The organism is Caballeronia sp. LZ033, assembly GCF_031451265.1.
GTDB lineage: Bacteria > Pseudomonadota > Gammaproteobacteria > Burkholderiales > Burkholderiaceae > Caballeronia.
In genome coordinates, this window is the sequence record NZ_JARUXQ010000004.1 from 1,404,444 (window position 1) to 1,428,258 (window position 23,815).

21 protein-coding genes are annotated in these 23,815 nt (G+C 62.7%); 8 read left to right on the top strand and 13 right to left on the bottom strand.

The window, feature by feature from the left end; all coding sequences use genetic code 11:
* Positions 1 to 5 precede the first annotated feature (5 nt).
* The 3 genes from QCE62_RS33590 to QCE62_RS33600 all read right to left on the bottom strand — a co-directional run bounded on the left by QCE62_RS33590 (position 6) and on the right by QCE62_RS33600 (position 2,968).
* Positions 6 to 953: an L-carnitine dehydrogenase gene (locus QCE62_RS33590; protein WP_309927372.1), complete on the bottom strand. Its 948-nt coding sequence runs from the start codon at positions 951 to 953 to the stop codon at positions 6 to 8.
* Between the two features lie 36 nt (positions 954 to 989).
* Positions 990 to 1,919, bottom strand: a complete 930-nt coding sequence (locus QCE62_RS33595; RefSeq protein ID WP_309927374.1) for a 3-keto-5-aminohexanoate cleavage protein — start codon at positions 1,917 to 1,919, stop codon at positions 990 to 992.
* An 89-nt stretch (positions 1,920 to 2,008) separates the two neighbouring features.
* Positions 2,009 to 2,968: a choline ABC transporter substrate-binding protein gene (locus QCE62_RS33600; RefSeq protein ID WP_309927376.1), complete on the bottom strand. Its 960-nt coding sequence runs from the start codon at positions 2,966 to 2,968 to the stop codon at positions 2,009 to 2,011.
* Positions 2,969 to 3,484: 516 nt separating this feature from the next.
* Between QCE62_RS33600 and QCE62_RS33605 the strand changes: the two genes are divergently transcribed.
* Both QCE62_RS33605 and QCE62_RS33610 read left to right on the top strand, forming a co-directional pair.
* Positions 3,485 to 6,553 carry an acetoacetate--CoA ligase gene (locus QCE62_RS33605; protein ID WP_309927377.1) on the top strand — a complete coding sequence of 1,023 codons (3,069 nt, stop codon included), beginning with the start codon at positions 3,485 to 3,487 and terminating at the stop codon, positions 6,551 to 6,553.
* A gap of 104 nt (positions 6,554 to 6,657) precedes the next feature.
* Positions 6,658 to 7,635 (top strand): GlxA family transcriptional regulator, encoded by a 978-nt coding sequence (locus tag QCE62_RS33610; protein ID WP_309927380.1) that lies wholly within the window; start codon positions 6,658 to 6,660, stop codon positions 7,633 to 7,635.
* On the opposite strand, the gene QCE62_RS33615 is transcribed toward QCE62_RS33610, so the two are convergent.
* Complete coding sequence (locus QCE62_RS33615) at positions 7,632 to 8,810, bottom strand: porin (protein ID WP_309927382.1); 1,179 nt, start codon at positions 8,808 to 8,810, stop codon at positions 7,632 to 7,634. The two genes, QCE62_RS33610 and QCE62_RS33615, sit on opposite strands and share 4 nt — an antisense overlap.
* A gap of 494 nt (positions 8,811 to 9,304) precedes the next feature.
* Here QCE62_RS33615 and QCE62_RS33620 point away from each other — a divergent pair, with 494 nt between their 5' ends.
* The 3 genes from QCE62_RS33620 to QCE62_RS33630 all read left to right on the top strand — a co-directional run bounded on the left by QCE62_RS33620 (position 9,305) and on the right by QCE62_RS33630 (position 11,594).
* Complete coding sequence (locus QCE62_RS33620; protein WP_309927385.1) at positions 9,305 to 9,778, top strand: hypothetical protein; 474 nt, start codon at positions 9,305 to 9,307, stop codon at positions 9,776 to 9,778.
* A 668-nt stretch (positions 9,779 to 10,446) separates the two neighbouring features.
* Positions 10,447 to 11,154, top strand: coding sequence for a hypothetical protein (locus QCE62_RS33625; RefSeq protein WP_309927386.1), 708 nt, complete (start codon positions 10,447 to 10,449; stop codon positions 11,152 to 11,154).
* Entirely contained in the window at positions 11,151 to 11,594 is a 444-nt protein-coding gene (locus QCE62_RS33630; protein WP_309927389.1) for a hypothetical protein, read from the top strand. Before QCE62_RS33625 ends, QCE62_RS33630 begins: the two co-directional genes overlap by 4 nt.
* A 264-nt stretch (positions 11,595 to 11,858) precedes the next feature.
* Here the strand turns inward: QCE62_RS33630 and QCE62_RS33635 are convergent, their stop codons facing one another.
* Positions 11,859 to 12,806, bottom strand: coding sequence for a choline ABC transporter substrate-binding protein (locus tag QCE62_RS33635; RefSeq protein WP_309909178.1), 948 nt, complete (start codon positions 12,804 to 12,806; stop codon positions 11,859 to 11,861).
* Positions 12,807 to 12,845: 39 nt separating this feature from the next.
* Positions 12,846 to 14,390, bottom strand: coding sequence for a choline-sulfatase (gene betC, locus QCE62_RS33640; protein WP_309927392.1), 1,545 nt, complete (start codon positions 14,388 to 14,390; stop codon positions 12,846 to 12,848).
* 125 nt (positions 14,391 to 14,515) lie between these two features.
* On the opposite strand from betC, the gene QCE62_RS33645 reads away from it, so the two are divergent.
* Entirely contained in the window at positions 14,516 to 15,427 is a 912-nt protein-coding gene (locus tag QCE62_RS33645) for a choline sulfate utilization transcriptional regulator (RefSeq protein ID WP_309927395.1), read from the top strand.
* A 130-nt stretch (positions 15,428 to 15,557) separates the two neighbouring features.
* Positions 15,558 to 16,433 (top strand): formyltetrahydrofolate deformylase, encoded by an 876-nt coding sequence (gene purU / locus QCE62_RS33650; RefSeq protein ID WP_309927398.1) that lies wholly within the window; start codon positions 15,558 to 15,560, stop codon positions 16,431 to 16,433.
* Here the strand turns inward: purU and QCE62_RS33655 are convergent.
* From QCE62_RS33655 to QCE62_RS33670, 4 genes are read right to left on the bottom strand one after another with little or no spacing between them, the layout of a single operon-like run.
* A complete protein-coding gene (locus QCE62_RS33655) occupies positions 16,430 to 17,356 on the bottom strand; it encodes a DMT family transporter (protein ID WP_309927401.1) in 927 nt (308 codons plus the stop codon). The genes purU and QCE62_RS33655 overlap by 4 nt on opposite strands.
* Positions 17,349 to 17,708 (bottom strand): NUDIX domain-containing protein, encoded by a 360-nt coding sequence (locus tag QCE62_RS33660; protein ID WP_309927405.1) that lies wholly within the window; start codon positions 17,706 to 17,708, stop codon positions 17,349 to 17,351. The genes QCE62_RS33655 and QCE62_RS33660 overlap by 8 nt, the downstream gene beginning before the upstream one ends.
* 37 nt (positions 17,709 to 17,745) lie before the next feature.
* Entirely contained in the window at positions 17,746 to 18,480 is a 735-nt protein-coding gene (locus QCE62_RS33665) for a hypothetical protein (protein WP_309927407.1), read from the bottom strand.
* Positions 18,477 to 19,136 carry a TIGR00730 family Rossman fold protein gene (locus tag QCE62_RS33670; protein WP_309927408.1) on the bottom strand — a complete coding sequence of 220 codons (660 nt, stop codon included), beginning with the start codon at positions 19,134 to 19,136 and terminating at the stop codon, positions 18,477 to 18,479. Before QCE62_RS33670 ends, QCE62_RS33665 begins: the two co-directional genes overlap by 4 nt.
* A gap of 121 nt (positions 19,137 to 19,257) precedes the next feature.
* Here QCE62_RS33670 and QCE62_RS33675 point away from each other — a divergent pair, with 121 nt between their 5' ends.
* Positions 19,258 to 20,190, top strand: a complete 933-nt coding sequence (locus tag QCE62_RS33675) for a LysR substrate-binding domain-containing protein (protein ID WP_309927410.1) — start codon at positions 19,258 to 19,260, stop codon at positions 20,188 to 20,190.
* Between the two features lie 36 nt (positions 20,191 to 20,226).
* Here the strand turns inward: QCE62_RS33675 and QCE62_RS33680 are convergent, their stop codons facing one another.
* The 3 genes from QCE62_RS33680 to QCE62_RS33690 all read right to left on the bottom strand — a co-directional run bounded on the left by QCE62_RS33680 (position 20,227) and on the right by QCE62_RS33690 (position 23,815).
* A complete protein-coding gene (locus tag QCE62_RS33680) occupies positions 20,227 to 21,081 on the bottom strand; it encodes a glycine betaine ABC transporter substrate-binding protein (protein ID WP_309927413.1) in 855 nt (284 codons plus the stop codon).
* A gap of 163 nt (positions 21,082 to 21,244) precedes the next feature.
* Positions 21,245 to 22,483: an FAD-binding oxidoreductase gene (locus tag QCE62_RS33685; RefSeq protein ID WP_409017954.1), complete on the bottom strand. Its 1,239-nt coding sequence runs from the start codon at positions 22,481 to 22,483 to the stop codon at positions 21,245 to 21,247.
* Between the two features lie 33 nt (positions 22,484 to 22,516).
* On the bottom strand, positions 22,517 to 23,815 hold the full coding sequence (locus QCE62_RS33690) for an aromatic ring-hydroxylating dioxygenase subunit alpha (RefSeq protein ID WP_309927414.1): 1,299 nt from the start codon (positions 23,813 to 23,815) through the stop codon (positions 22,517 to 22,519).

Genomic DNA, 23,815 nt, shown 5'->3' on the forward strand with positions numbered 1-23,815 from the left:
CTCCTTCAGTCCTCGATGCCATGCCGCGCCTTCGCCGCCGCAATCGCTTCGATCACGCTCGAAATGCAATCGTCGCGATACCGCTCCAGCGCCTTGATGTCGCGCCCGCCGGTTTGCCGCGACGTGCCGTCGACCACGCGGTCGATCAGTTCGTCGGTCAGTTGCGGCGCCACCAGCCTGGTCCACGGCAGTTCCAGCGCGGGGCCGAACTGCTGCATGAAGTGTCGCATGCCCGCCTCGCCGCCCGCCAGCGTGTAGGTCAGGAACGTGCCCATGAACGACCAGCGGATGCCCGCGCCGTAACGGATGGCGTCGTCGATTTCCCCGGTGGTCGCGACGCCGTCGTTCACGAGATGCAGCGCCTCGCGCCACAGCGCCTCCAGCAGCCGGTCCGCGATGAAGCCCGGCACTTCCTTGCGCACCCGCAAGGGCCGCATGCCAATGGACGCGTAGAAGCTCATCGCTGCATCGATCGCCTCGCCCGAGGTCTTGTCGCCGCCGAGCACTTCGACGAGCGGCAGCAGATACACCGGATTGAACGGATGCCCGACCACGCAGCGTTCGGGATGCAGGGCCCGCGCATAGAAGTCGCTCGGCAGCAGGCCCGAAGTGGAAGAAGCGATGAGCGCGTCCGGCCTGGCCGCGCGGCTCACGCGCTCATGCAACGCGAGCTTCAGTTCCTCGCGTTCCGGTGCGCTTTCCTGGATGAAGTCCGCCTGGGCCACGCATTCCTCGACCGTCGCGACCACGCGCAGGCGTTCCGGCGATGCCCCCGCCGCCAGTCCGGCGCGCTCCAGCGCGGGCCACGCGTTGGCGACGTTCGCGCGCAGTTGCGCTTCGGCGCCGGGCGCCGGATCCCATGCGGTGACGTCGAGCCCTGCTCCGAGCGCACGCGCCACCCAGCCGCTGCCGATCACACCCGCGCCGAGCGCGGCGAATTGCTTGACTTGCATGTTGATGAGGTCCGTTTGAGTTCGAGCGAGTGAAGTTCAGGCCAATTGTTCGAGCGCGCGCTTGTCGAGCGGACGTTCGCCGCGCGCGGGCAGTCCCAGCTTCCTGCGGCCTTCGGCAGGCGTGAGCGCGCTCGCTCCCAGCCGCTCGATGATCTCGATCGCGCGCTGCACCAGTGTGCCGTTGGTCGCGTGGACGCCGCGATCGAGCCACAGGTTGTCTTCGAGCCCGACACGCACGTGGCCGCCGAGCAGCATCGCCTGGGCGACCATCGGCATCTGCATGCGGCCGATGCCGAAGCCTGCCCAGTGCGCGCCGGGCGGCAGGTTGTCGACCATCGCCTTCATCGTGCCGGTGTCGGGCGGCGCGCCCCACGGAATGCCCATGCACAGCTGGAAGAGCGGCGGGTCATCGAGCAGACCTTCCTTCAGCAGCTGGTTGGCGAACCACAGATGCCCCGTATCGAAGATCTCCAGTTCCGGCTTCACGCCGAGTTCCTGGATGCGTTTCGCGCCGGCGCGCAACTGGGCGGGCGTCGAGACGTAGACGTAGTCGCCGTCGCCGAAGTTGAGCGTGCCGCAGTCCAGCGTGCAGATTTCGGGCAGCAGCTCTTCCACGTGCGCGAGACGCGTCAGCCCGCCGACGAGATCCGTGCCACGCCCGAAGCGCATCGGCTCTTCGCCGGGGCCGATCTCGAGATCGCCGCCCATGCCCGCCGTCAGATTGATGATGACGTCCACATCCGACGAACGAATGCGGTCGACAACTTCCCGGTACAGCGCCGGATCGCGGCTGCCTCTGCCCGTCTTCGGATCGCGCACGTGACAATGCGCGACGGTTGCGCCCGCGCGCGCGGCTTCGATTGCCGCTTCGGCGATCTGCTTCGGCGTGACGGGAATGGCGGGATGCCTGGCCGTGGTGTCGCCGGCGCCGGTGACCGCGCAGGTCACGATGACTTCGTAGTTCATGGATATTCCGTTCCAGAGGACTGTTAGGGTTCCTGCTTTCCCTGCTCGCCCGAAGGTCCGGAAGAACTTCAGGCGCACTGCTCAGCTTGTCAAAGCCCCAGGTACTGTTTCACCGCGGGCAAGCCGTCCTTGCCGTCGACCGTCTTCACGCCGGCCAGCCACGCATCCAGCACCTGCGGATTGCTCTTCAGATACGCCTTCGCCGCCTCCTGCGGGCGCTCCTTGTTCATCACGGGCTGCATCAGGCGGTTTTCCAGATCGGTCGTGAAGCGCAGGTTCGACACCAGCTTTCCGGCATTCGGACAGCGCGACAGGAAGTCGGTGTTGGTCAGCGTGTAGACGCGCGCCTCGCCATAGTTCGGGCCGAATACGTCATCGCCGCCCGAGAGGTAGTCGAGCTTCATCTGGATGTTCATGGGGTGAGGTTCCCAGCCGAGAAATACAACCGGCTTCTTGTCGCGGATGGCGCGCTCGACCGTCACCAGCATGCCCGCTTCACTCGACTCCACCAGCTTGAAGCCACCGAGCCCGAACTGGTTCGAATCGATCATCTTCTGGATTTTCGCGTTGGCGCTGCTGCCCGGCTCGATGCCATAGATCTTGCCGCCGAGTTCGTCGCGATGCTTCGCGATATCGGCGAAGGTCTTGATGCCCGCGTCGTAGGCATAGGCCGGCACGGCGAGCGTCGCCTTCGCGCCGGAGAGATTCGGCGGATCGAGCTTCTGGATGCTCTTCGATTCGAGATACGGTTCGACGGCCTTCTGTTGCACCGGCCACCAGTAGCCGAGCGAGACATCGATCTGCTTGCTCTTGAGGCCGGCCAGCGAGATCGGGACTGAGGCGACCGTGGTCTTCGGCGCATAGCCGAGTCCTTCGAACACGACCGACGCGAGCGCGGTGGTCGACGTGATGTCGGTCCAGCCGATATCGACGAAACGCACGGTCTTGCAACTGGCATCTTCCGCACGCGCGTCCTGCGTCAGGGCGAACGCCACGCCCGCGGCGCAGGTTCCGGCCATCAGCAGCTGGGAAATCAGGCGATGTCTCATTGGCGTTCTTCCGTGGTGGGTTGTCTCGATGAACCGGTTCGGGGCGCCGGCATGGATACGAAAGTATCGCCGCATAAAAGTGCGCGAACGTCCGCCGGCGACGGCGACTTGCCTGCTTGCGACGTTGTGTCGAAAAATCAACCGCTCGTGCGGCAGCGGGCGCCGCGTCAAAAAGTTTTTCGTTGCGTGCCTTGATGTTGGCTGGCAGTTATCTTGCTCATGACAGCCGGACGATGTTAAGGAAACCGTTGCGTCGGGAATGTCGCGAGTGTGTCATTTCGCGACGCGACCACTCATGAATATGAAATGCGCGCGAGCAAGAGTAACCTTCGTTGACGGCGGCAGACTTTGTGGGTGTTCGAACATTGCCGTGCCTTCCGGACGAGTAATCTGCGTTTGAGGGATCGACGCCGGGCGTCGACACAGACGCATAAAAGGGGAAAAAGAGAGATTTCCCGTCTGTGTTCGAGTACCCAGGCGCTTAAAGCCATGCAGTCCAATTACAGGTGCATAAAAATGGACCGACAGGACGCTATCCGAGAGCGTGCGCGCAGCTACGCGCGCGAGCCATTGTTTGAACCCGCCTTCGAGCAGATCAGCGCTTCACGCATGACAGCCTTCACGGAAGGCTTCGAAAAAATCATCGGCGAGCATTTCGGCAGTTATGCCGGATTGCATGCTTTTGCGTGCCGTGAATATCGGCAGTTCTGGAAATACTTTCTCGATTCGGCTGAAGGACTTGAATGGTCCGGATCGGATGAACCGGTTTGTATTGGCACGCAATGCGAAACAGCGCGATTCTTTCCGAATGTCGAATTGAATTACGCCGAGAATCTGCTAGGCAGGCGCATCGCGCCCGACGACACTCCCGCGCTCACCTCCCGTTATGCCGATGGCCGCCGCATCACCTACACCCGTGGCGAACTGCGCGAACGCGTCATGCGGCTTGCACATGCACTGAGTGAACTCGGTCTCAAGCCGGGCGACCGCGTGGCCGCGATCATGCGCAACGACGGCGACGCGATCACCGTCGCGCTGGCGGTGACGGCGCTGGGCGCCACGCTCTCCACGGCCGCGCCGGAAAACGGCGTGCAGGCAATCCTCGACCGCTTCGCGCCGCTCGCACCGAAGATGTTGTTCGCGCACACCACGCAACGGCCTTTCGACACCGGCGGCTCGATTTCGGGCCACATCGCGGCTGTCGCGATGCAGTTGGGATCGCTCACGGATATCGTCTGTCTCGACGAAACCGAATTGCCCAGCTCCGTGACAGTGCGTCAGCACGAAATGCGTGCATTGATCCTGCACGGCAATGCCTTGCGTTTCGACTGGAAGCGTTTCGAATTCAATCACCCGTTGTTCATCATGTTTTCGTCGGGCACCACCGGCAAGCCGAAATGCATCGTGCACGGCGCGGGCGGCACGCTCCTCGAGCATGTGAAGGAACACCGGCTGCACTGCAACTTCGGTCCCGGCGACAAGCTGTTCTTCCACACCAGCTGTTCGTGGATGATGTGGAACTGGCAATTGTCCGCGCTGGCATCGGGCGTGGAGATCGTCACCTATGACGGCCCTGTGGCCGCGGTGGATACGCTCTGGCGGCTCATTGCGAACGAACGCGCGACGGTCTTCGGCACGAGTCCCGCGTATCTCAAGATGAGCGAGGACGCCGGTCTCGAACCCGGCGCGCAATTCGACCTTTCGGCGCTGCGCGCAGTGTTGTCAACGGGCGCCGTGCTCTACGACGCGCAATTCCACTGGGTCCGCGACCGCGTGAAACCCTTGCAGCTGCAATCGATCTCCGGCGGCACGGACATCATCGGCTGCTTCGTGCTGGGCAATCCGAACCTGCCGGTGTATGCGGGCGAGGCCCAGTGCCGCAGCCTTGGCCTCGACGTGCAGGCGTTCGACCAGGGCGCGAGCACCATCATGCCGGGCGAACTGGTCTGCACCAATCCGTTTCCTTCACGGCCACTTGCTTTCTTCGGCGATACCGACGGCACGCGCTTTCATCAAGCCTACTTCGCGGCAAACGAAGGCATGTGGACGCATGGCGACGTAATCGAGTTCTCGCCGCAAGGCTCGGCGCGCATGCATGGCCGCAGCGACGGCGTGCTCAACGTGCGCGGCATCAACGTGAGCCCGGGCGAGATCTACCGCATCCTGAGCGGCATCGCGGACATTTGCCAGGCGATGGCCGTGCCGCAGACGGACACCAATGCGGGCGATGCGGGCCAGCGCATCGTGCTGCTGCTCGTGCTGCGCCCCGGCGCGCAGATGAACGCGGCGCTCGCCGCGCGCATCCGCCGCGAGCTGAAACGCCAGGGCAGCGCAGCGCTGGTGCCCGACGTGATCGTTCAGGTTGACGCGCTGCCGGTCACGCACAACGGCAAACCGTCCGAGGCCGCGGCCCGCGATGCGGTGAACGGCCTGCCGGCGCGCAATGTCTCGTCGCTGGCGAATCCGGATTGTCTCGAACGGATTCGCGAACACCCGTCCCTTTCGCGCGTGAAGAGTGCGTTGCCGGCGCCGGGCGAATCCGTCGCGCAACTCGAGGCTTATCTGTGCGCGCTGTGGGAGCAGTGTTTCAGCTTCTCGCCGATCGGCCGCGACGACAATTTCTTCGACCTCGGCGGGCACTCGCTGCTGGCGGCGCGCATGCTCGCCGACGTGCAGCGCACCACGGGCCGCGCGCTGACGCTCTCGACGATGATCGTCGCGCCGACCATCGCGCGTCTCGCGGCCGTGCTCGCCGCGGGTTCGGCATCGCAGACCACGGGCTCGACCGTGGTGCAGATGCGCGCGGGCACGGGCCGCCCGCTCTTCATGGCGCACAGCATCACCGGCTCGGTGATGGAGTGCCTGACGCTCGCGGGCATGCTGGAAAACGAGCGGCCCGTGTACGGCCTGCAGGCGCTCGGACTCGACGGCGATGAAGCACCGCAGCACAGCGTCGAGAAAATGGCCGAGGGCTACGTGCGGCGCATGCGCGAAGTACAGCCGCAAGGGCCGTATGCGATCGCCGGCTATTCGTTCGGCGGGCTGATCGCGTTCGAGATTGCGCAGCAGCTCGTGGCGGCGGGCGAGCGCATCGAGATGCTGTGCCTGCTCGATACCTACGTGCACGAACACTGCCTGCCGTTCCCGCAATGGACACGCTTCCAGGCGGACGTGATCGCCGATCGCCTGCGTGAATTCCGCTCGCTCGATACGCGGGCACGACTCGGCTACGTGCGCACCAAGGCGGGCGCGTTCGCGGACCGCGTGCGCATGCGCCTGGGGCATCAGGCCCACAAGGCCGCGCCCGACGCGCAGGGCCTGCCGCCCGCGCTGATGCGCGTGCGCGAGTCGATGCGCGTCGCCATGACGACCTACACGCCGCGTCATTACCAGGGCGGCCCGATCGTCTATGTACGCGCCACGGTTCTGGAGACGATGCGCGGCGATCCGCTGCCGGTATGGCAACGCGTCGCGAAGAATGGCTTGCAGGTGATGAAGGTCGAGGGCAGGCACACCGATCTGGTGGTCGAACCGCAACTCGCGACGGTCGCGCAGACGCTGACGCACGCACTCTCGCGCGTCTGACTGAGCAACGCGCATCATGATCCGGCGCGCTCTACGGGGCGCGCCGGATTGCGCATGCATTTTGCTCTTGCTACGGTGAACGGCCTACCTTCATCGAACCTCCGATGCCCGCTCCACAAGACATCCACTTTCTTCTGCTGCCCGAGTTCTCGTCGATCGGGTTCATGTCGGCGATCGAGCCATTACGGGTCGCCAACCGCTTCGCGGGCGATCTGTACCGCTGGCATATCCTCTCCGCCGACGGCGGCCCTGTGGCCGCGAGCAACGGCATCACGGTGAATGCAGAAGCCGCGTTCAATGACGTCGCCGACGCACGCACGGTGTTCGTCGTGTCGGGTTTCGAGCCTCTCGCGGGCTTCACGCGCGAACTCGCCGACTGGCTCAAGCGGCTGGACCGTGCCGGCGCGACGCTCGGCGGCATCGATACCGGCAGCTTCATCCTCGCGCGCTGCGGCCTGCTCGCGGGCAAGCGCGCGACGTTGCACTGGGAAGCCGCGGCGGCATTCGCGGAACAGTATCCCGAGATCGAGACAAGCCAGGAACTCTTCGAAATCGATACGCGCCGCATCACGTGCGCGGGCGGCACCGCTTCCATCGACATGATGCTCGACCTGATCGGCCGCGAACATGGCGCGGGCCTCGCAGCCCAGGTGTCCGAGCAGTTCGTGCTGGGCCGCATCCGGCAACGATCGGATCATCAGCGCCTGCAACTCGCCGCGCGCTACGGCATTCACAATCGCAAGCTGATTCAGGTGATCGGCGTAATGGAACAGAACATGGAGGAGCCGCTTCCGCCCGATGCGCTCGCCGCGTCCATCGGCGTCACGCGGCGGCAGCTGGAACGCCTGTTCTGCGCGGCATTGCAGGACACGCCGACACACTTCTATCTCGGCCTGCGCCTCGCTCGCGCCCGCGAACTGCTGCAGCAGACCGACATGTCGATCCTGGCGGTCTGCGTGGCGTGCGGCTTCGAATCGCCGTCGCATTTCTCGCGCACGTATCGCGCGCGTTTCAACACGAGCCCGCGCCAGGACCGCAGCGCATTGCGCAACGCCGGTCCCGCGCGGCTTGCCGCGGCCTAGAACGAGTGACGCATGCCGATGCGCACGTCAGACTGCGTGTTCGTCGACGACGGCGTGAAGCTGTAGCCGATGACAGCGTCGATCGGACCGGAGGCGCGCAGATAGTCACCGGAGATATAGACGTCGGTGCGCTTCGAGAGCAGGTAGTGCAGGCCGAGCGATCCCTGATTCCAGTGATTGCCTTCGAAGCGCGTGTGCTGATAGCCGCCGTACAGCGCGAGGTCGGGCCTGAAGTTATACGATGCGCCGCCCTCGTACACCTGCATGTGCGAAGTCTGGCCTAGACCCTTGATGGTCGTGTACGTGAAGTTACCCGACAGCATCAGGTTGCCGAGCGTCCAGGCTGCGCCCACCGCGAACGCGCCTTGCTTGTCGACGGGAAAGGAGTTCGCGCTGTAGAGGTCGGTGACGGCGCCCGTCGCGGGATCGACGGATACGGTCGGCTGACCGAGGAACGTGCGCGCGCCGATCATCGCGTAGGGATCGAACGCATAGATGCCGTTGGGGTTGTTGAGCTGCGTGTACGCGGCGCCCACGTTGAAGGTGTTCGCGGCATAGTGCGCGCCGACGCTCCACGCGCTGTTCTGATGGAAGTTGCCCGACACGTTGCCGAACGAATACATGCCACCGAACGTGAAGCCGCCGATGTTGTTCGACAGGAATTTGACCGAGTTGGGCAGGCGGTCGCCGTTCATGCGGTCGAAGTCGCCTTGATGGATCGCGTAGCCGCTGGCCCACGCCGAAATGTTGTAGAGATAGACGAACTCCTCGGTCATGTCGAGCTGATTGCCTAGCGAGACCGTGCCCCACTGGTTCTTGAGGCCTACGTACGCCTGGCGTCCGAACTCCGCGCCGCCGAATGCATAGCGGCCCGTGCCGAGACGAAAGCCCGATTCGAGCACGAAGATGGCTTGCAGTCCGCCGCCGAGATCCTCGACGCCGCGAAAACCGAGACGGTTGCCATAGGAGACGCCGTCATCGAACTTGACGACATGCGCGCCGCCACTGTTGTTCACCCACGTGACGCCTGCATCGAGGATGCCGTACAGCGTGACGCTGCTTTGTGCGTGCGCCAGCGCCGGAGCGAGACTCGCGCCTGCTGCGACGGCAAGGCTCGCGAGCCGCGCTGCGCGTGCGGTAGGTGTCGTGCGGGTTGCGGCATGTCGCTTTCTCATCGTGCTCGTCCTCTTCTTGTCGTGATCGGTTTCGTTGGAATGAGCGATGCCCTGCCTTCACGCATTGCGTGATGACACATCGCCTGACCTGCCGGGAACTGCGGAGACTGCCGCTGACGCGCCTGAGTGGCTATGCGGCGAAACGGATCGTCTCGCCGGTGTTGTAAAAATAAGGTTCCATATAAAGGAAGGCTCGACCGATTGCGACGCAAATCTGTCTCTCTGCGACGGATACGTTTCGCACCGGGATGAATTCGCGCTTACTTCACGCCGAGCGCGGTGTGCACCGCCTTACTCTGTCCGTCACGGCATGCATGAAGCGGGGGTTCGCATTGCAGTCACGTTGCCGTGTCCGGTCGACGCCCGAAGCCAGATTGATCGCGGCTCGCTCCGACCGCAAACGCGCATCACCCACCGTACAGCGGGGCGGAGATCCTGATGAGCGCGCGTTAAGGTTACAGCCTGGACCTGCTTCACATGATGCGCGATCCCGGGTGATCCGCACCGCCCTTCTCTTTGAAGGCTGGTCACCTTCCCTTAACCATCATGCTCGTGAATCGGTAGTACCTCAACGCGCCGCTCTAAGACGTGACCAGAGCAAAGCGATTTCTTTAATTGACCGAGTAAGCATCAGATTTATGCAACTCTCTTGCCGTGTTTATTACCTTACGATCACCACGCGCGGACGTTCTGCCCATCCGAACGAACAATCCAGAGGTTCAAAACACATGAGCAACATTTTCTTGAGCATAGGTGAAGTAAAAGGCGAGTCGGCTGTTATCGGTCATGTGGGTGAAAGCGAAGCACTCAGCTGGGGATGGCGACTGACTCAAACGACCCTCTTCTCTCACGCCATCGCTGCCAGTGCGAAGAGTTTCGTGCTTCTTCAAGGGCAAAGCGAGGGCTTGATCGATGGCGGCGGGATTGGCTTCATGGTGGGTCACGTGTCTTACGAGGGCCCATGTTGAAAAGCAATTTTGACGAGAAGAGATTCAGCACCGCACCGGACAAATTTTCACAAGCCAAAACAATCAATAACGTACGAGGTTGTCTTAGTCTGTCTACTCCTGCTGTTTGGTCGATTGGGATGAAGTTATAAACCTTAAGCGACATGGAGCCCGCACCCCCTAAAAGAGAATGAACGACAGCAAAGCGATCCTGAAAAAGCGTCTTTCTCCACGTTTGAGGATGGTGCACATAAGTTATAGCACGCACCATCCGCATCAATACCCATCCACCGATCCGCAAAGAAAGAAGAATTGACGAACGAAGTGTATCTCCGAGATATCGGCTTCATCGTGCGCCGTCGTCCCTACTACCTGAGTTTGAGCTATGAAGAACTTGGCGACCAATTCCATGCCGAATTTTTCTGCATCGGCGCGCCGAATGGTCAACTAACTTGTTCATCATGTCCGAGTTGTCCGCGCTTATCGGCATACACGGGATGGCTGGATTCAACGCCTACAAAGACATCGAGCGTGCAGTTCGCTCCGGTGAGTTACAAGTTGAATTGAAGGAACCGGATTACACCTTCGTGAGTCGCGAGGTACTGCCGCCGCCCCGCTCCAAGACCTACACACCTGAGCAGCTATAGCCACGGGCCGCGCCCGACGCGGCACCCGCGAAGCTCAAAGCCATGGCGGCACGCCTCGATTGCTCTTATCTCGATGGCTCGCGTCGTCGCATCGACGCACCCGCCGAGTTGTACAAGCACGTCAACCCCGTCACTGCTTCACCGGTCGATCGCGTGATGTTCGATTTTCCGGCTGACGGGCCAAGCCTCGCGTTCCTGAAGACGGCTACGGTACACGGACGGTCCGTCGATGTTTTCATGCCGCTCGGCAAGCCTGCTGAAGGCTATGGGCTTCCAAGCGGGGACAAAATCATCAAGGCTTTGGAGGTCCTTAAGCCACATCAGACCAAGGACTTGACGAGGGTTTCATTGAACACACACGGGAATCGAGAAGACGCTTATTGGCAAGCAAAATACGCCAACCCGAATTTCTATTCAGGCGCGACAGCGGACATCGAGCAAGGCGTTGCTATTTACCCATGGAAGGATTGGCCCGACATCCCGCAACAATATGTCGATAGCACCATGAGCCATGAGACCGGCCACATATGGAGCGAATCGTTGTGGAAGGATGGATCGACGAAGCAGGCGTGGCTTGATGCTATGGCGAGCGATGGCAGAGCGCCTTCGGATTATGCCCGTCAGAACGAATTCGAAGACTTCGCCGAATCCGTCAACATGTACTTTTCGAGTCTCGGCTCTCCCTGCGAGGACAGGGGCCGGGAGAACTATCCGGCGCGTTATCGGTATCTGGATAAACACTCAAAATGAAGCGACTCACCCTGTTAGCCGCGACTATCTTCATGCTCAGCGCCTGCGCGGGCAACGTCAAACCAAGCACATCGCATATGAACCAAACCAATCATCCGGGCGCACAAGACCCCTCTCAACCCCATCCGGGCACGATCACATGGAAGTACACATGGAACGGCAGCACCGAAGTAACGCCAGCATCCAAATTCCCTGAATTCTTCGTGCTCTATTGCTACGACGACAAAGGAAACCGCGTCGACACGAACAAGGCGGCTTATTGCGTTCCGGTTACCGAGATCGTAACGATCTCAATGGACAAGCAGGGAAAGCCCGCCCCTCCGAACACATCAGAATATATTGAGATAAGCGTGTATGGTCCCGGTCATACGTTCTTGAAGCACATCACCGGAGGGCCGCGCTCAGGACCCGTACCCCCGCCCCCAGCGCCTGCAAAGTGAAGGCATAAGACAACCCGCCTCGATGGTAAGAACCAAAGACGCGGGTGAGGCAGACACCTAAGCTTCACAAGGGCCTCTTAGAGGCGCACGGTAAAGAGATAATTGAAGCGTGCTGGGCAGCTGTCGCGCCAGCATGGCTCAGCGTCAAGAGCGCGCCCACGCCGGCCCCGTTACGTGACGACTCATGGCCTGACCTGCCAGGAACTACGGAGACTGCCGCCGCAGCGCCTGAGCATCCAGGCGGCGAAGCGGAACAATACCCACCTACTTCACCCCCAGCGCCGTCTGCACCGCTTCGAGACCATTGCCGCCGCTTGCGGTCGTCACGCCGTCGAGCCACGACTTGAGCAACTCGGGATGATGCTTCAGCGCGTCGCTGGCAGCTTCATCGACGTGAGTCTTCTTCTCCAGCACTTCGGTGATGACGCCGTTCTCGAGATCGACATTGAAGGCCATCTGTTTGAACAGGCGCCCGAGATTCGGACACTGCTGCTCGTAGCCGCTGCGCGCAACCGTATTCACCGTCGCGCCGCCGTAGTTCGGACCGAAGTAGCGGTCGCCGCCGTCGAGATACGCGAGCTTGAACTTCGTGTTCATAAGATGGGGCTCCCACGCGAGAAAGACGATCCACTTCTTGTCACGCACCGCCCGCTCGACCTGCGTCAGCATCGCGGTCTCGCTCGACTCCACCACCTTCCAGTCGCCCAGGCCGAAAGCCTTGTCGTCCACCATGCGCTTGATGTTCTGATTCGCGGGCGCGCCCGGTTCGATGCCGTAGATGCGGTTGTCGAACTTGTCGGCGTTCTTCGCGAGGTCCGCGAACGAATGCACGCCCGCCGCGGCCACGTAGTCCGGCACGGCGAGCGTGAACTTCGCATTCGACAGATTCGGCCGCACCACCTCGATCGACTTCTCCTCGAAAAACGGCTTCACGAGCGGTGCCTGAGCGGGCATCCAGTTGCCGAGGAATACATCGATCTGCCCTTTCTTCAAGCCCTGATAGGTGATCGGCACTGACAGGTTCGCGACGTTCTGCCGATAGCCCAGCGCCTTGAGCACAATGCCGCTCATGGCATTGGTGGCGTCGATATCGGTCCACCCCGGGCCGGCCATGCGCACCTGCGTGCAGGACTGCGGCTCCGCGGCGAATGCGTGGGATGCCACGCAAACAAGCGCGGCGGCGAAGAGCGCATGGATGAAGCCCTTTTTCATGATGGGTCCTGTCGTAGGTGGGGAGGAAAGAAGAACACGTCAGCGTTCGACGGCCGGGAAACGCGCCATGGCTTCGAGATCGTCGAGGTCGATATGGTTGCGCATGTAACGCTGGCTCGCATCCACGTGCGGCTGCCAGTCCCATGACTGGATCGTGCCGCGCGTGGTCGCCGCGAAGTGGAAATGACGGCGGCGCTGGCTCGTCAGCACGTCCTGATGCAATGCGTCCAGATTCCAGCGGCGCGCGATCTCCGCGCGGAATTCGGCCACGAGCGGAGCGTGCCGCTCAATCCCTGCGAGATTGGTCCGTTCGAAGGGATCGGACTGGACGTCGTACAGCTGGTCGGGATCCACGCTCGAATGGATGAACTTGTAGCGGCCACGCCGGATCATGACGATGGGCGCGATGGCCCCTTCCGCAAGGTACTCGCCGGTCGCCTCGTCATGTCCGCCGCTGCCCTGCAGATGCGGCACGAGACTGCGGCCGTCGACGCTGTCAGGCCACGCTTCCGGCCCGCTCACGGCTGCCCCGCGAGCCAGTTCGACGAGCGTGGGCAGCACATCCAGATGCGACACCGACTCCGCCACGCGACGTGCGTCGAACTGCTTCGGCGCGTGCACGATCAACGGCACGCGGCAGCCGCCTTCGAAGAACGTCATCTTGTACCAGAGGCCGCGTTCGCCGAGCATCTCGCCATGATCCGACGTGACGACGATGATCGTGTCGTCCGCGAGTCCCGCCTGTTCGAGGGCTTCAAGTATCGAGGCGAACTGGTCGTCCACGTAGGACACCGCGCCGTAGTACGCGCGCCGCGCGTTGCGCACCTGCCGTTCGGTGGGCGGCGTGCGGTCCGCCTCGTACACGTGGCGCAGACGCTTCGAATGAGGATCGCTGGCATCGAGCGAATCCTGATACGACGGCATGTCGATGTCTTCGTCGCGGTACAGGTCCCAGTATTTGCGCGGAATGGCGTAGGGATCATGCGGATGCGTCAGCGACGCGACCATCATGAACGGACGCGCGTCCCGGCCCGCGTTGCGCTCGCGGGCGATATCGAAGAGCTTCTGGCGCGTGGTGAAGGTCACTTCGTCGTCGAAGTCGAGCTGATTGGTGCGCACGCACGGACCGGCATCGATCACCGAGCTCATGTTGTGGTACCACGTCGGGCGCGCTTCCGGGTTTTGCCAATCAGGCGTCCAGCCGAAATCGGCGGGATAGATGTCGGTCGTGAGACGTTCCTCGAAGCCATGCAGCTGGTCGGCACCGCAGAAATGCATCTTGCCGGAGAGAATCGTGCGATAGCCTTCGGCCCGCAGGTAATGCGCGAAGGTCAGGGTTTCCGAGGGGAACTCGGCGGCGTTGTCGTAGGCGCCGATGTTCGAAGGCAGCTTGCCCGCGAGAAGCGAAAAGCGCGAAGGCGCGCACAGCGGACTTGCACAATAGGCCGACTCGAACACGACGCCTTCGCGCGCGAGCGCATCGATGCGCGGCGTCTTCGTCACCCGGTTGCCATAGGCCGACAGCGCGAACGGCGTGAGCTGGTCGGCCATCAGTACGAGAATATTTTGTTTCGTCTCAAGCATGAAAGCGTGCCTCGAATAGAATCCACCACAGCAGGCGATGGTTGAACAGCGGTTCAATGTGACTATTGCCGGTCAATTCGCGGCTGTGAAGACAGCAAATCGTTATGCGCCCATAAGGAGGGGTTATGCCGCGGCCGGATCGTCTGCCGCCCATGCAGGCGTTGTTGATGTTCGAATCCGCCGCGCGTCTGGCAAGCTTCACGGCCGCCGCGCGCGAACTCGGTTCCACGCAGCCCGCGGTGAGCCAGCGCGTCGTGCAGCTGGAGGAAGCGCTCGGCGCGGCGCTGTTCGAGCGCGGGCATCGCGGCGTCACGCTGACGGAAGACGGCGTGCGGCTGTTCGAAGCCGTGCGCCAGAGTCTCGACGTGATTCGCACAGCCACCGCGGACATTCGCTCACGGCGCGCGCAGCGCACGCTCACGCTGGCCACCGACTTCGGCTTCGCCACCTATTGGCTGATGCCGCGCCTGCCGCAGTTCAAGGCGCTGATGCCGGATGTCGACGTGAAGATCATCACGTCGCAGAGCATGCCGAGCGCATCGGGTCAGCACGCAGACGTGGTGATCGTATTCGGCGATACCCAGGCGGACTGGAGCCCGCGCCGCGCCGTGAAGCTGTTTCCCGAATGCGTGATGCCCGTGTGCAGCCCCTCGCTGTTGCAAAAGGTCCCGGCGCCGCGCACGCCTGCTGATTTCCTCGCGTTGCCGCTGCTGCATCTGGAAGCCACGCATCCGGAGCGCTGGCTCTCATGGAGCGCCTGGTTCGAAGGGCACGGCCTCGCCGCGCCGCCTACGCAAGGCGGCTTCACGTTCAACAGCTATGCGCTCGTCACGCACGCGGCGGTGATGGGCCAGGGCGTCGCGCTCGGCTGGGCGCCGCTGGTGGACGAGCTGATCGCCACCGGCCAGCTGGTTGCGCTGTGCGAGACGCCGCTCGTCACGGAGCGCGGCTACATGCTGGTCACGCCGCGCGAGCCGTCAGCGGCGGTCCGGGCGTTCAGCGACTGGCTGCTCGAGGAATGCGACGTGGGTGTCTGATGCGCGTCTGACGTTTTTGTACTAGGCGCGCGGCGTCTGGCTTCTATCGCGCCGACCTCGCTTTTTGCTCTACTGATGCGCACGCTCGCCGTATTTCGCGGCGCGGCGATCTTCCGAATGTGGAGCACGCATGGCAGCCGATTCCCGCTTTGATCAACTGGTGCTTACCGTCTCGTGCCCGAGCGCGGCGGGGCAAGTGGCCGCCATCGTCGGCTTTCTGGAGCGGCATCACGGGTATATCGACGAACTCACCGTCTTCGACGACGACCTGAGCGAACGCTTCTTCGTGCGCTGCGTCTTTCATGGCGCACAACCGGACGAGCCGCTGGATCTGGCGATGCTGAAGCGCGAGTTCGAGCCCATCGCCGGACGCTTTTCAATGTCCTGGGCGATGCACGACCTGGCCGTGCGGCCGAAAGTGCTGCTCATGGTGTCGAAGCTCGAACATTGCCTCGCCGACCTGCTGTTCCGCTGGCGCATGGGCGAACTGAAGATGGATATCGTCGGCATCGGCTCCAATCATCCGGACCTCGCGCCGCTGGCAGAACAGCACGGCCTGCCGTTCCATCATCTGCCGATCACCGCGGACACCAAGGCGCAACAGGAAGCCCGTCTGCTCGACCTGTTCGACACCTCCGGCGCCGAACTCATGGTGCTCGCGCGCTACATGCAGATCCTCTCGGGCGAAACGAGCCGCAAGCTGCGCGGGCGGGCCATCAACATCCATCATTCGTTCCTGCCGGGATTCAAGGGCGCGAAGCCTTATCACCAGGCGCACACGCGCGGCGTCAAGCTGATTGGCGCGACCGCGCACTTCGTCACCGACGACCTCGACGAAGGCCCGATCATCGAACAGGAAGTGGAGCGCGTGGATCACGCCTACAGCCCCGAGCGCCTGCTGGCCACGGGACGCGACGTGGAGTGCATCACGCTTGCGCGCGCGGTCAAGGCGTTCATCGAGCGGCGGGTGTTCATCAACGGCGAACGGACCGTGGTGCTGCGCTAACAGCGTGCGGCGCGCGCGAGCTTGCGTGCCGCGCGCAACGCAAACGCGCCATGCGCCGCCAGGGATACCACCACCACGCTGCCGCCGATGATGGCGAAGCGTGTCGGCGTTTCGCCGAGAAAGGCCCAGATCCAGAACGGCCCGAGCACGGTTTCGATCAAAAGGAACAAGCCCACTTGCGGCGCCGGCAGCACGCGTGCCGACGCCGCGATCATGCCCAATGCCAAGGGCACGACGATGGCGCCCTCGAGCGCCATCAGAAGCATCCGGGTGCAATCCGGAAAGGCCACAGGCGGGATGAACGGCAGCAGCACCACAGCGGCCAGCAGTCCGCCGAACGCCGGAGCCAGCGCCAGATCACCGCGCGACCGCCGCGACAGCAGCAACGCGCCTGCCATCAGCAGCGCAGTGGCCAGCGCCAGTGCATCGCCTGCACCGATCGCCGCCCGCGTGGAGAAGGATGGCCACACGACCGTGACCACGCCGAGCAGCGCGCAGGCGCACGCGATCCAGGTCCTGCGCGGCGGCCAGTCCTTGAAGAACACGCCGGCGCCGAGCGCGGCCCAGAGCGGCGCCGTCGCGATGAGCGTGAGCATGTTCGAGATATTCGTCATCATCGCGCTGAGGACGAAGGTCACGGAGGACAGGCCATAGCAGACGATGACCGCCCGTGCAGCCCAGCCTCTTGCGACCGTCCGCCAGCCGGAGCCGTGCCGGAACAGCGTGACGACGACGCCCGCGAGCAGCATCAACAGGCCGCGCGCGAACGCCATCTGGAACGGGTCGCCATGAATCAGCCGCAGCAGCAAGGTATCGATACTGAGCAGTACCGCGCCGAGCGAGGCGAGCATGAGGCCCTTACCCGAAGCGCTCATCCATGCAATGCCCCACGCTTGACCATGACGGTCCGCTGCATCAGGCATCAATGAGATCCCGCCGAAGGAGTTCGGGAATCACACACTCGGCGAACACCGAACCCACGGGCAGCAAGGGCGCGCCCGCGATCCAGCCCAGTTCCTCGATCTCCGCATGCGGCAGGCACACGCCGTCCACCGAGGTGAGCCACGCATGGATACGAATGACGTGGTCTTCACCTTCCGCGCGCCGTTCATAGGTGCCAAACCGCTCGGCCTCAACCAGTTTCACGCCGAGTTCCTCGCGCAATTCCCGGCGCAGGCAGTCGAGCTGGCCTTCCGCTTTCTCCAACTTGCCGCCCGGCGAAATGAAAGTGGACGTGCCGCGCTTGCGCACCACGAGCAGACGTCGATTCTTCACGATGATCGCTGCACATTTTTCGATCATGCCGCGCGGCTCAAAGATTGTTGGTGATCGCGTCGCGAATGTTCGCCGTCCGCGCTTCCGCGCTACGGCTCAGTCGCAGCGTGTGATCGTCGTGACCCGTCAACAGGCTGATGATGTCGCGGCAGAGCGGTTCCTTTCTCTGAAGATAGGCGAGCACCGTTTCGTCCGAAGGCTCGGTGAAGCTGTCGGCGAAGATGGAGATGCCTTCCAGCGACTTGGTCGAGAGGCCGATCAGCAGCAGACGGTACTTGACATCATCGACCGATCTGGCGATTTCGTAGATCGGACTGTGATAGGTAATGCCGTACTCGCGCATGAGGCCGACGAAATAATCCTTCGCGACCCTGCGCTGCTCCGGAAACTCCTCCTGATAACGGGCGATGCCGTCGTTGATGACCTCGATACCGTTGCGCAAACAGTAGTTTACGACGTGCGCATGAATGGCGATTTTCTCGCCCAGCAGAACGAGGTTCTTGCGGTCCTGGACGATGTCGGTTTCAAGCGTTGCAATAGCGATGTTGCGGAACGCCCCGCTGATGTCCTCCACGACATGCCGCACCACCAGGTCGCCGAACCTGCGCTTCAGTTCATCGACGCGATGGGACAGAATCTCGCGATGGATGGAGCAGCCGCTGTTGGCGCTGAAGAGGTGGACCGGAACACCCTGCAGCATCAGCAGGCAAGCGGCGAGCGTGCTGTCGCGCCCGCCGGTGAACATGACAAGTTGAGGTGCGAGTGGCTTCATGGCAAGGCTCCGTCGGTTACCTTCAGGGCGTGCGCGATCCTGCGCGCACGGATCCCCGCGCTGATTCCATCAATGACGAATTTCACGACTTCGTCTGCGTCATCGAACAGTCCGATGCTCTCGATGTCTTCCTGATGAATGAATCCCGCTGACAAGGGCTGCTCGCGCAGCCACGCAATCAGGCCGCGCCAGAACGCGCGATCCACCAGCGCGACCGGTTTCGACGCGAGCTTGCCCGTCTGGATCAGCGTGAGCATTTCGAACAGCTCGTCGAGCGTGCCCATGCCGCCGGGCATCACGACATAGGCGTCCGAACACAGGCTGAATGCAAATTTTCGCGTGAAGAAACGATCGAACGTCAGCGAGATGTCCTGGTCCCGCATGTCGAGCGGTTCGAACGGAAGCTTGATGTTGAAGCCGATGGCTTGCGTCCCGCCGGCCCGCGCGCCTTCCAGCGCCGCGCGCATGATGCCGGGTCCGCCGCCCGAGATGACGGACAGGTCCTCACGCGCGAGTTTCCCGGCAATCAGCTTCGCCATTTCGAAGTGGCGGGAACCCGGTGCCGTGCGTGCGCTGCCGAAGATGCTGACCGCGCCGTTCAGTCTGCGCGACAACTCATGCACGCCGCGCAACTCGTTCAGTACTTCGCGATACACACATCCTCCGGTGGCTGACAGCAGATCGTTCAATGCTAAGATCATATTTCACGATCATTCATCATCCTAACTAATTATTTTAGCGGCAGCCGTGAATAAAATTGACAACCCAACGAAGCGAATGCCCACCCTTCGCGCCTTATTGAGTTTCGAAACGGTGGCCGGGTTTTCGAGTTTTTCGAAGGCCGCTCAATCGATCGGCATGACGCACGGCGCAATCAGCCATCAGATGCGCGCGCTCGAGGAATGGCTCGGCCAGCCGCTCTTCGAACGGCACAGCGGCGGCGTGCGGCTCACGCGCAACGGCGAGCGCCTGAAGCAGGTATGCAAGGACACCTTTGCCGCGCTGGAGGAAGGATGCCGGCAGATCAGGGAGGATCAGGCAGCTCAGCGGCTCTCCATAGGCTGCTCCACCACCTTCCTCGCGCAATGGCTGCTCCCACGTTTCGAAACCTTCGTTCAACAGCATCCGGCGCTGGCGGTGTGCTTCCAGACGCGTGCAAATTTTGACGCGTTGCTGGACGGCACGGTAGACGTGCTGATCCTGAGCGGGCAGCCCCGTGCATCCGTAGGCGGGGTGACGGTGACGCATCTGGCTTCCGAGCGTATTGGTCCGGTATGCGCGCCAGGCTGGCCGGATCCGCCCGGCAGGCCGGACCGGATGCTGGATCTGCCGCTGCTGCACGCATCATCGAAGCTCAATGCATGGAGCGAATGGGGCGAAGCCCATGGCATCGGGCTCGACGTGTCGGGCGGCGCGGTCTTCGAGTCGCTGACGCTTTCGGTGGAAGCGGCGAAGGGCGCCCTCGGCTTTGCGATCGCGCCTGAATTCCTGGTGCGCAGCGAACTGGAAAAGGGCACCCTGATCGCACCGCTCGGATTTCATCCGGTGGATCGCGAGACATGGATCTACACGCGCGATCCCGTCAGGCAACCCTCCAACGTGACGCCCTTCGTAACCTGGCTGCTCGAAGCCGAACGAAGCGCGCAGGATCGCAGCGGCGGCGACCTTCCCGCTCCCGAAAAGACAAGTGGCCCGATCAGCGCAAGCTGATCGGGCCACTTTGATTGCAGCGAAAATCCGGAACGCTTATTGGGTCCAGGAATTCACGCGGTCCGCATGCGCGCTGATCCATGCATCGGCGGCGGCCTGCGGCTTCTCGCCGTTCTGCGTGGCCAGCATGACGCTGTCGATCTCACCCGGCTTCCACTGGAACTTCTTCAGGAAGGCCACCACGGGCGGCGCCTTCTTTTCCAGTTCCGGATTGACGACATTGTCCACGTGCTCGGACTCGCCGAACACCTTCTTCGGATCGTCGAGGAACTTGAGCTTGTACTTCGCGAACATCCAGTGCGGCTTCCAGCCCGTCACGATGATCGGCTTTTTCGCCGCTTCCGAGCGCGCCAGTTCCGCTGTCATCGCCGAACCCGAACTGGGCAGCAGCTTGTAGTCGAGGTTGTAGGCCTTGATGGCCTCGCTCGTCTTCTGCATCACGCCCGCGCCCGCGTCGATGCCCACGATGCGCGAGTCGAATTCCGCCTTCTTCGCTTCGAGGTCGGACAGGCTGCTGACGTCCACGTTCTCCGGCACGATCAGGCCAATCTTCGCGTCCTGGAAGTTCGGTCCGAGATTGACGACCTTCGACTTGAAGTTGTTCCAGTACGCGCCATGCGTGACCGGCAGCCAGGCCGACAGCGTCGCGTCCAGATCGCCGCGCGCGACGCCCTGCCACATCACGCCCGCTGCTACCGGCACCAGCTGCACCGGATAGCCCAGCTTCTTCTCGATGATGCGCGCGGCGACATTCGACGTCGCGACGCTGTCATCCCAGCCCTCGACGTAGCCGATCTTGATGGTTGGCTTGTCAGCGGCGTTTGCCCCCAGGCTCGCAGCGAGGGCAGCGGTCATCGCCCCCAGAACGAGCTTTCTTCTCATCGCTTTCATTCGATTTCCCCTTAAGCGGCCCCACGCCGTGTAGCGTCAAGATTCACCAGCCAGAATTGGCCCGTAACGCGCTTTTCCGACATCGACTTGTCCAGAAACGACGCTCCTCCCTGCCCTCTCCCCGATACGGGCCTGCCCGAGGAAATCCGGTTCCTGCTCGTGCTTATTTGTCGACGACGAGGTCGCTCAACGGCTTGCTGCAACACAGCAGCACCATGCCCTGATCGATCTCGCGCTGGCGAATGCCGCCTGCGTGCTTCATGCTGACTTCACCGGACACCAGCTTGACCTTGCACGTGCCGCACATGCCTTGCGTGCATGAAGAAGGCAGGCGCACGCCTGCCTTCTTGGCGGCATCGAGTACGTGTTCGTTGCTGCCGCATTCGATATCCCGGCGGCTCTTGGCAAAGCTCACCTTGTAGCGCGTGTCGACCGGCGCCGCTATGGGTTCCGCAACGGGTTCTGCAACCGGCTCTACAGGCGCCGGCGCGAACCCGACCGCCTGTTCGCGCGCCTCCACGAAATCCGTGTGCGTGGCGAGCGCATCGGCGACATGGGCCGTCGTCAATTCAGCCGCCACTTCCTCAACCACGCCGAACGAAAAACTCTCCTCGTGATAGTGCTTGCGATCGAAGCCGCCCTCGTCGAGCAGATCGCGCACGGCCTTCATGTACGGCGCGGGTCCGCAGGTGAAGACCTCGCGTTCCAGATAATCCGGCGCGATCAGCTTGAGCAGCGGCAGGCTCAGGAAGCCCGTCACGCCCGGCCAGCTGGTGCGCGCGCCGACGCGCTCGCAGACAAAGGAAGCACGGAAGTTCTTCTGATTGGAGGCGATCAGCTCCAGCTCGCGCGCGAAGATGATGTCATCGGGCGTGCGCGCGCTATGAATGAACACGATGTCGGCGTCCTCGCCGAGTTCGTGATGGGCACGGCTCATCGACATCAACGGCGTGACGCCCGACCCCGCCGAGAGAAACAGATATTTGCGCGCCGGATGCCGCGCGCAGGTGAACTCGCCCGACGGTCCGAGCACCCTTACCGTCGTGCCTGCGGCGACAGTGTCATGCAGCCAGTTCGAGACCTTCCCGCCCGGCACGCGCTTCACCGTGATGGAAATGGTGTGCGGCCGTGTCGGCGCCGACGAGATGGTGTAGCAACGGTTGATCTGCTCGCCGTCGATATCGAGTTCGAGCGTGATGAACTGACCAGGCTCGAACACGAAGGCACGTTCGCCCGGCGCCTTGAAGAAGAAACTCTTGACGTCGTGGGTCTCCTGCCGGACGTGACAACAGACGAGCGTCTCGTCGGTGTCGCAATCCCAGCGCGCCGGCAGCGCGCCCCAGAATTGCGGCTGGGTGACACGGCTGTCGGTCGGCTCGAACGTGGCCTGATCGCGCATCATGCTTGACTCCTGCTTGCTGCTCGGGGTGCGCGCTTAGCGCATGAAGGAAACGACTTTCTCGCCGTGCGACGTATCGATGCCGTGAGCCGGCGTGTTCGCATAGTCACCCAGACGATTGATGTACCACTCGCAGAACTTCTCGACGAGACCTTCCGTGAACGGCGAATACGGACCCGGTTCATACGCGTTGCTCTTCACGCCCAGTTGCGAATACTCGACCAGCGTGCGGTCCTGATCGTTCGTCGCGCGCCACACGGCCGTGAGATTGTCGACGTCGTAATCGATGCCTTCGCGCGCGTCCTTGTGCACCAGCCACTTCGTGCGCACGAGGGTTTCGCCGGCGGACAGCGGAATCACGCTGAACGTGACGATGTGATCGCTCATGAAGTGATGCCACGAATTCGGCTGCGTCCAGAACGAGAGGCCGCCGAGATCCGCGCGTTCGAAACCGCCCAGCAGCTTCTTCGACGCGACCTTCGCATCGAGCGTCTGCGATTCGCCGTCGCGATCGAGCGGCAGGCGCTGCGTGCGGAAGCCGGTCACGAGGTCAGACAGACGTTCGATCTCGGCGGACGGCAGGCACATCGCTTCCCATTGCTTCGTGCGCTCTTCGACGGTCTTCTCGAACGCCGCCATGCCTTCCTCGTTGGCGGGCGAACGCTGATAGCCGAAGCCGTATTCATAGAGCGAGATGGTCAGCTCGGGATGGTTCGCGACGCAGTGATAGCACTCGCGGTTGTTCTCCATCGTGAGCTTCCAGTTGCCTTGCTCGACGATGTCGATGCTCGCGGCGATCTTCGTGTCCTTGAGGCCGTGCGGCGCGAGATAGGGCTCCATGGCTTCGCGCATCACGGCGAAGTCGACAGGCGGTTCGTCAGCGAGGCAGATGAAGATCAGGCCCGCGAGGTTCTGCACGTGCACCTTCTTGAGGCTGTGCTTGCAGCGGTCGAACTGGTCGCCCATGTGCTCGGCGAACATCAGGTCGCCCGAGAGGTTATAGGTCCAGCTGTGATACGGACACACGATATTGCCGAGCGAACCCTTCTCCTGATTGCACAGGCGCGCGCCGCGGTGCCGGCAGACGTTGTAGAACGCGCGGATTTCCATGTCGTCGTCGCGCACGATCAGGATCGAGTCGCTGCCGATCTCGACGGTCGTGTAATCGCCCGGCTCGGGGATATCCGGTTCGATGGCGACCTGGATCCAGGTCTTGCGGAAGATGGCATCGAGGTCGAGCGCGTGGATGTCCTCGCTCGTGTAGAACGGCGCCTCGAGCGTATGGCCCTTTTTGCGGCGTTCGATCATTGCGCGAACGTCTGCCGAAACTTTCAT

Bases quoted from the DNA above. Each gene is read 5' to 3' on its own strand.
- QCE62_RS33590 (WP_309927372.1), bottom strand. From the start codon at position 953: ATGCAAGTCAAGCAATTCGCCGCGCTCGGCGCGGGTGTGATCGGCAGC.
- QCE62_RS33595 (WP_309927374.1), bottom strand. From the start codon at position 1,919: ATGAACTACGAAGTCATCGTGACCTGCGCGGTCACCGGCGCCGGCGAC.
- QCE62_RS33600 (WP_309927376.1), bottom strand. From the start codon at position 2,968: ATGAGACATCGCCTGATTTCCCAGCTGCTGATGGCCGGAACCTGCGCC.
- QCE62_RS33605 (WP_309927377.1), top strand. From the start codon at position 3,485: ATGGACCGACAGGACGCTATCCGAGAGCGTGCGCGCAGCTACGCGCGC.
- QCE62_RS33610 (WP_309927380.1), top strand. From the start codon at position 6,658: ATGCCCGCTCCACAAGACATCCACTTTCTTCTGCTGCCCGAGTTCTCG.
- QCE62_RS33615 (WP_309927382.1), bottom strand. From the start codon at position 8,810: ATGAGAAAGCGACATGCCGCAACCCGCACGACACCTACCGCACGCGCA.
- QCE62_RS33625 (WP_309927386.1), top strand. From the start codon at position 10,447: ATGGCGGCACGCCTCGATTGCTCTTATCTCGATGGCTCGCGTCGTCGC.
- QCE62_RS33630 (WP_309927389.1), top strand. From the start codon at position 11,151: ATGAAGCGACTCACCCTGTTAGCCGCGACTATCTTCATGCTCAGCGCC.
- QCE62_RS33635 (WP_309909178.1), bottom strand. From the start codon at position 12,806: ATGAAAAAGGGCTTCATCCATGCGCTCTTCGCCGCCGCGCTTGTTTGC.
- betC (WP_309927392.1), bottom strand. From the start codon at position 14,390: ATGCTTGAGACGAAACAAAATATTCTCGTACTGATGGCCGACCAGCTC.
- QCE62_RS33645 (WP_309927395.1), top strand. From the start codon at position 14,516: ATGCCGCGGCCGGATCGTCTGCCGCCCATGCAGGCGTTGTTGATGTTC.
- purU (WP_309927398.1), top strand. From the start codon at position 15,558: ATGGCAGCCGATTCCCGCTTTGATCAACTGGTGCTTACCGTCTCGTGC.
- QCE62_RS33655 (WP_309927401.1), bottom strand. From the start codon at position 17,356: ATGCCTGATGCAGCGGACCGTCATGGTCAAGCGTGGGGCATTGCATGG.
- QCE62_RS33665 (WP_309927407.1), bottom strand. From the start codon at position 18,480: ATGAAGCCACTCGCACCTCAACTTGTCATGTTCACCGGCGGGCGCGAC.
- QCE62_RS33675 (WP_309927410.1), top strand. From the start codon at position 19,258: ATGCCCACCCTTCGCGCCTTATTGAGTTTCGAAACGGTGGCCGGGTTT.
- QCE62_RS33680 (WP_309927413.1), bottom strand. From the start codon at position 21,081: ATGAAAGCGATGAGAAGAAAGCTCGTTCTGGGGGCGATGACCGCTGCC.
- QCE62_RS33685 (WP_409017954.1), bottom strand. From the start codon at position 22,483: ATGATGCGCGATCAGGCCACGTTCGAGCCGACCGACAGCCGTGTCACC.
- QCE62_RS33690 (WP_309927414.1), bottom strand. From the start codon at position 23,815: ATGAAAGTTTCGGCAGACGTTCGCGCAATGATCGAACGCCGCAAAAAG.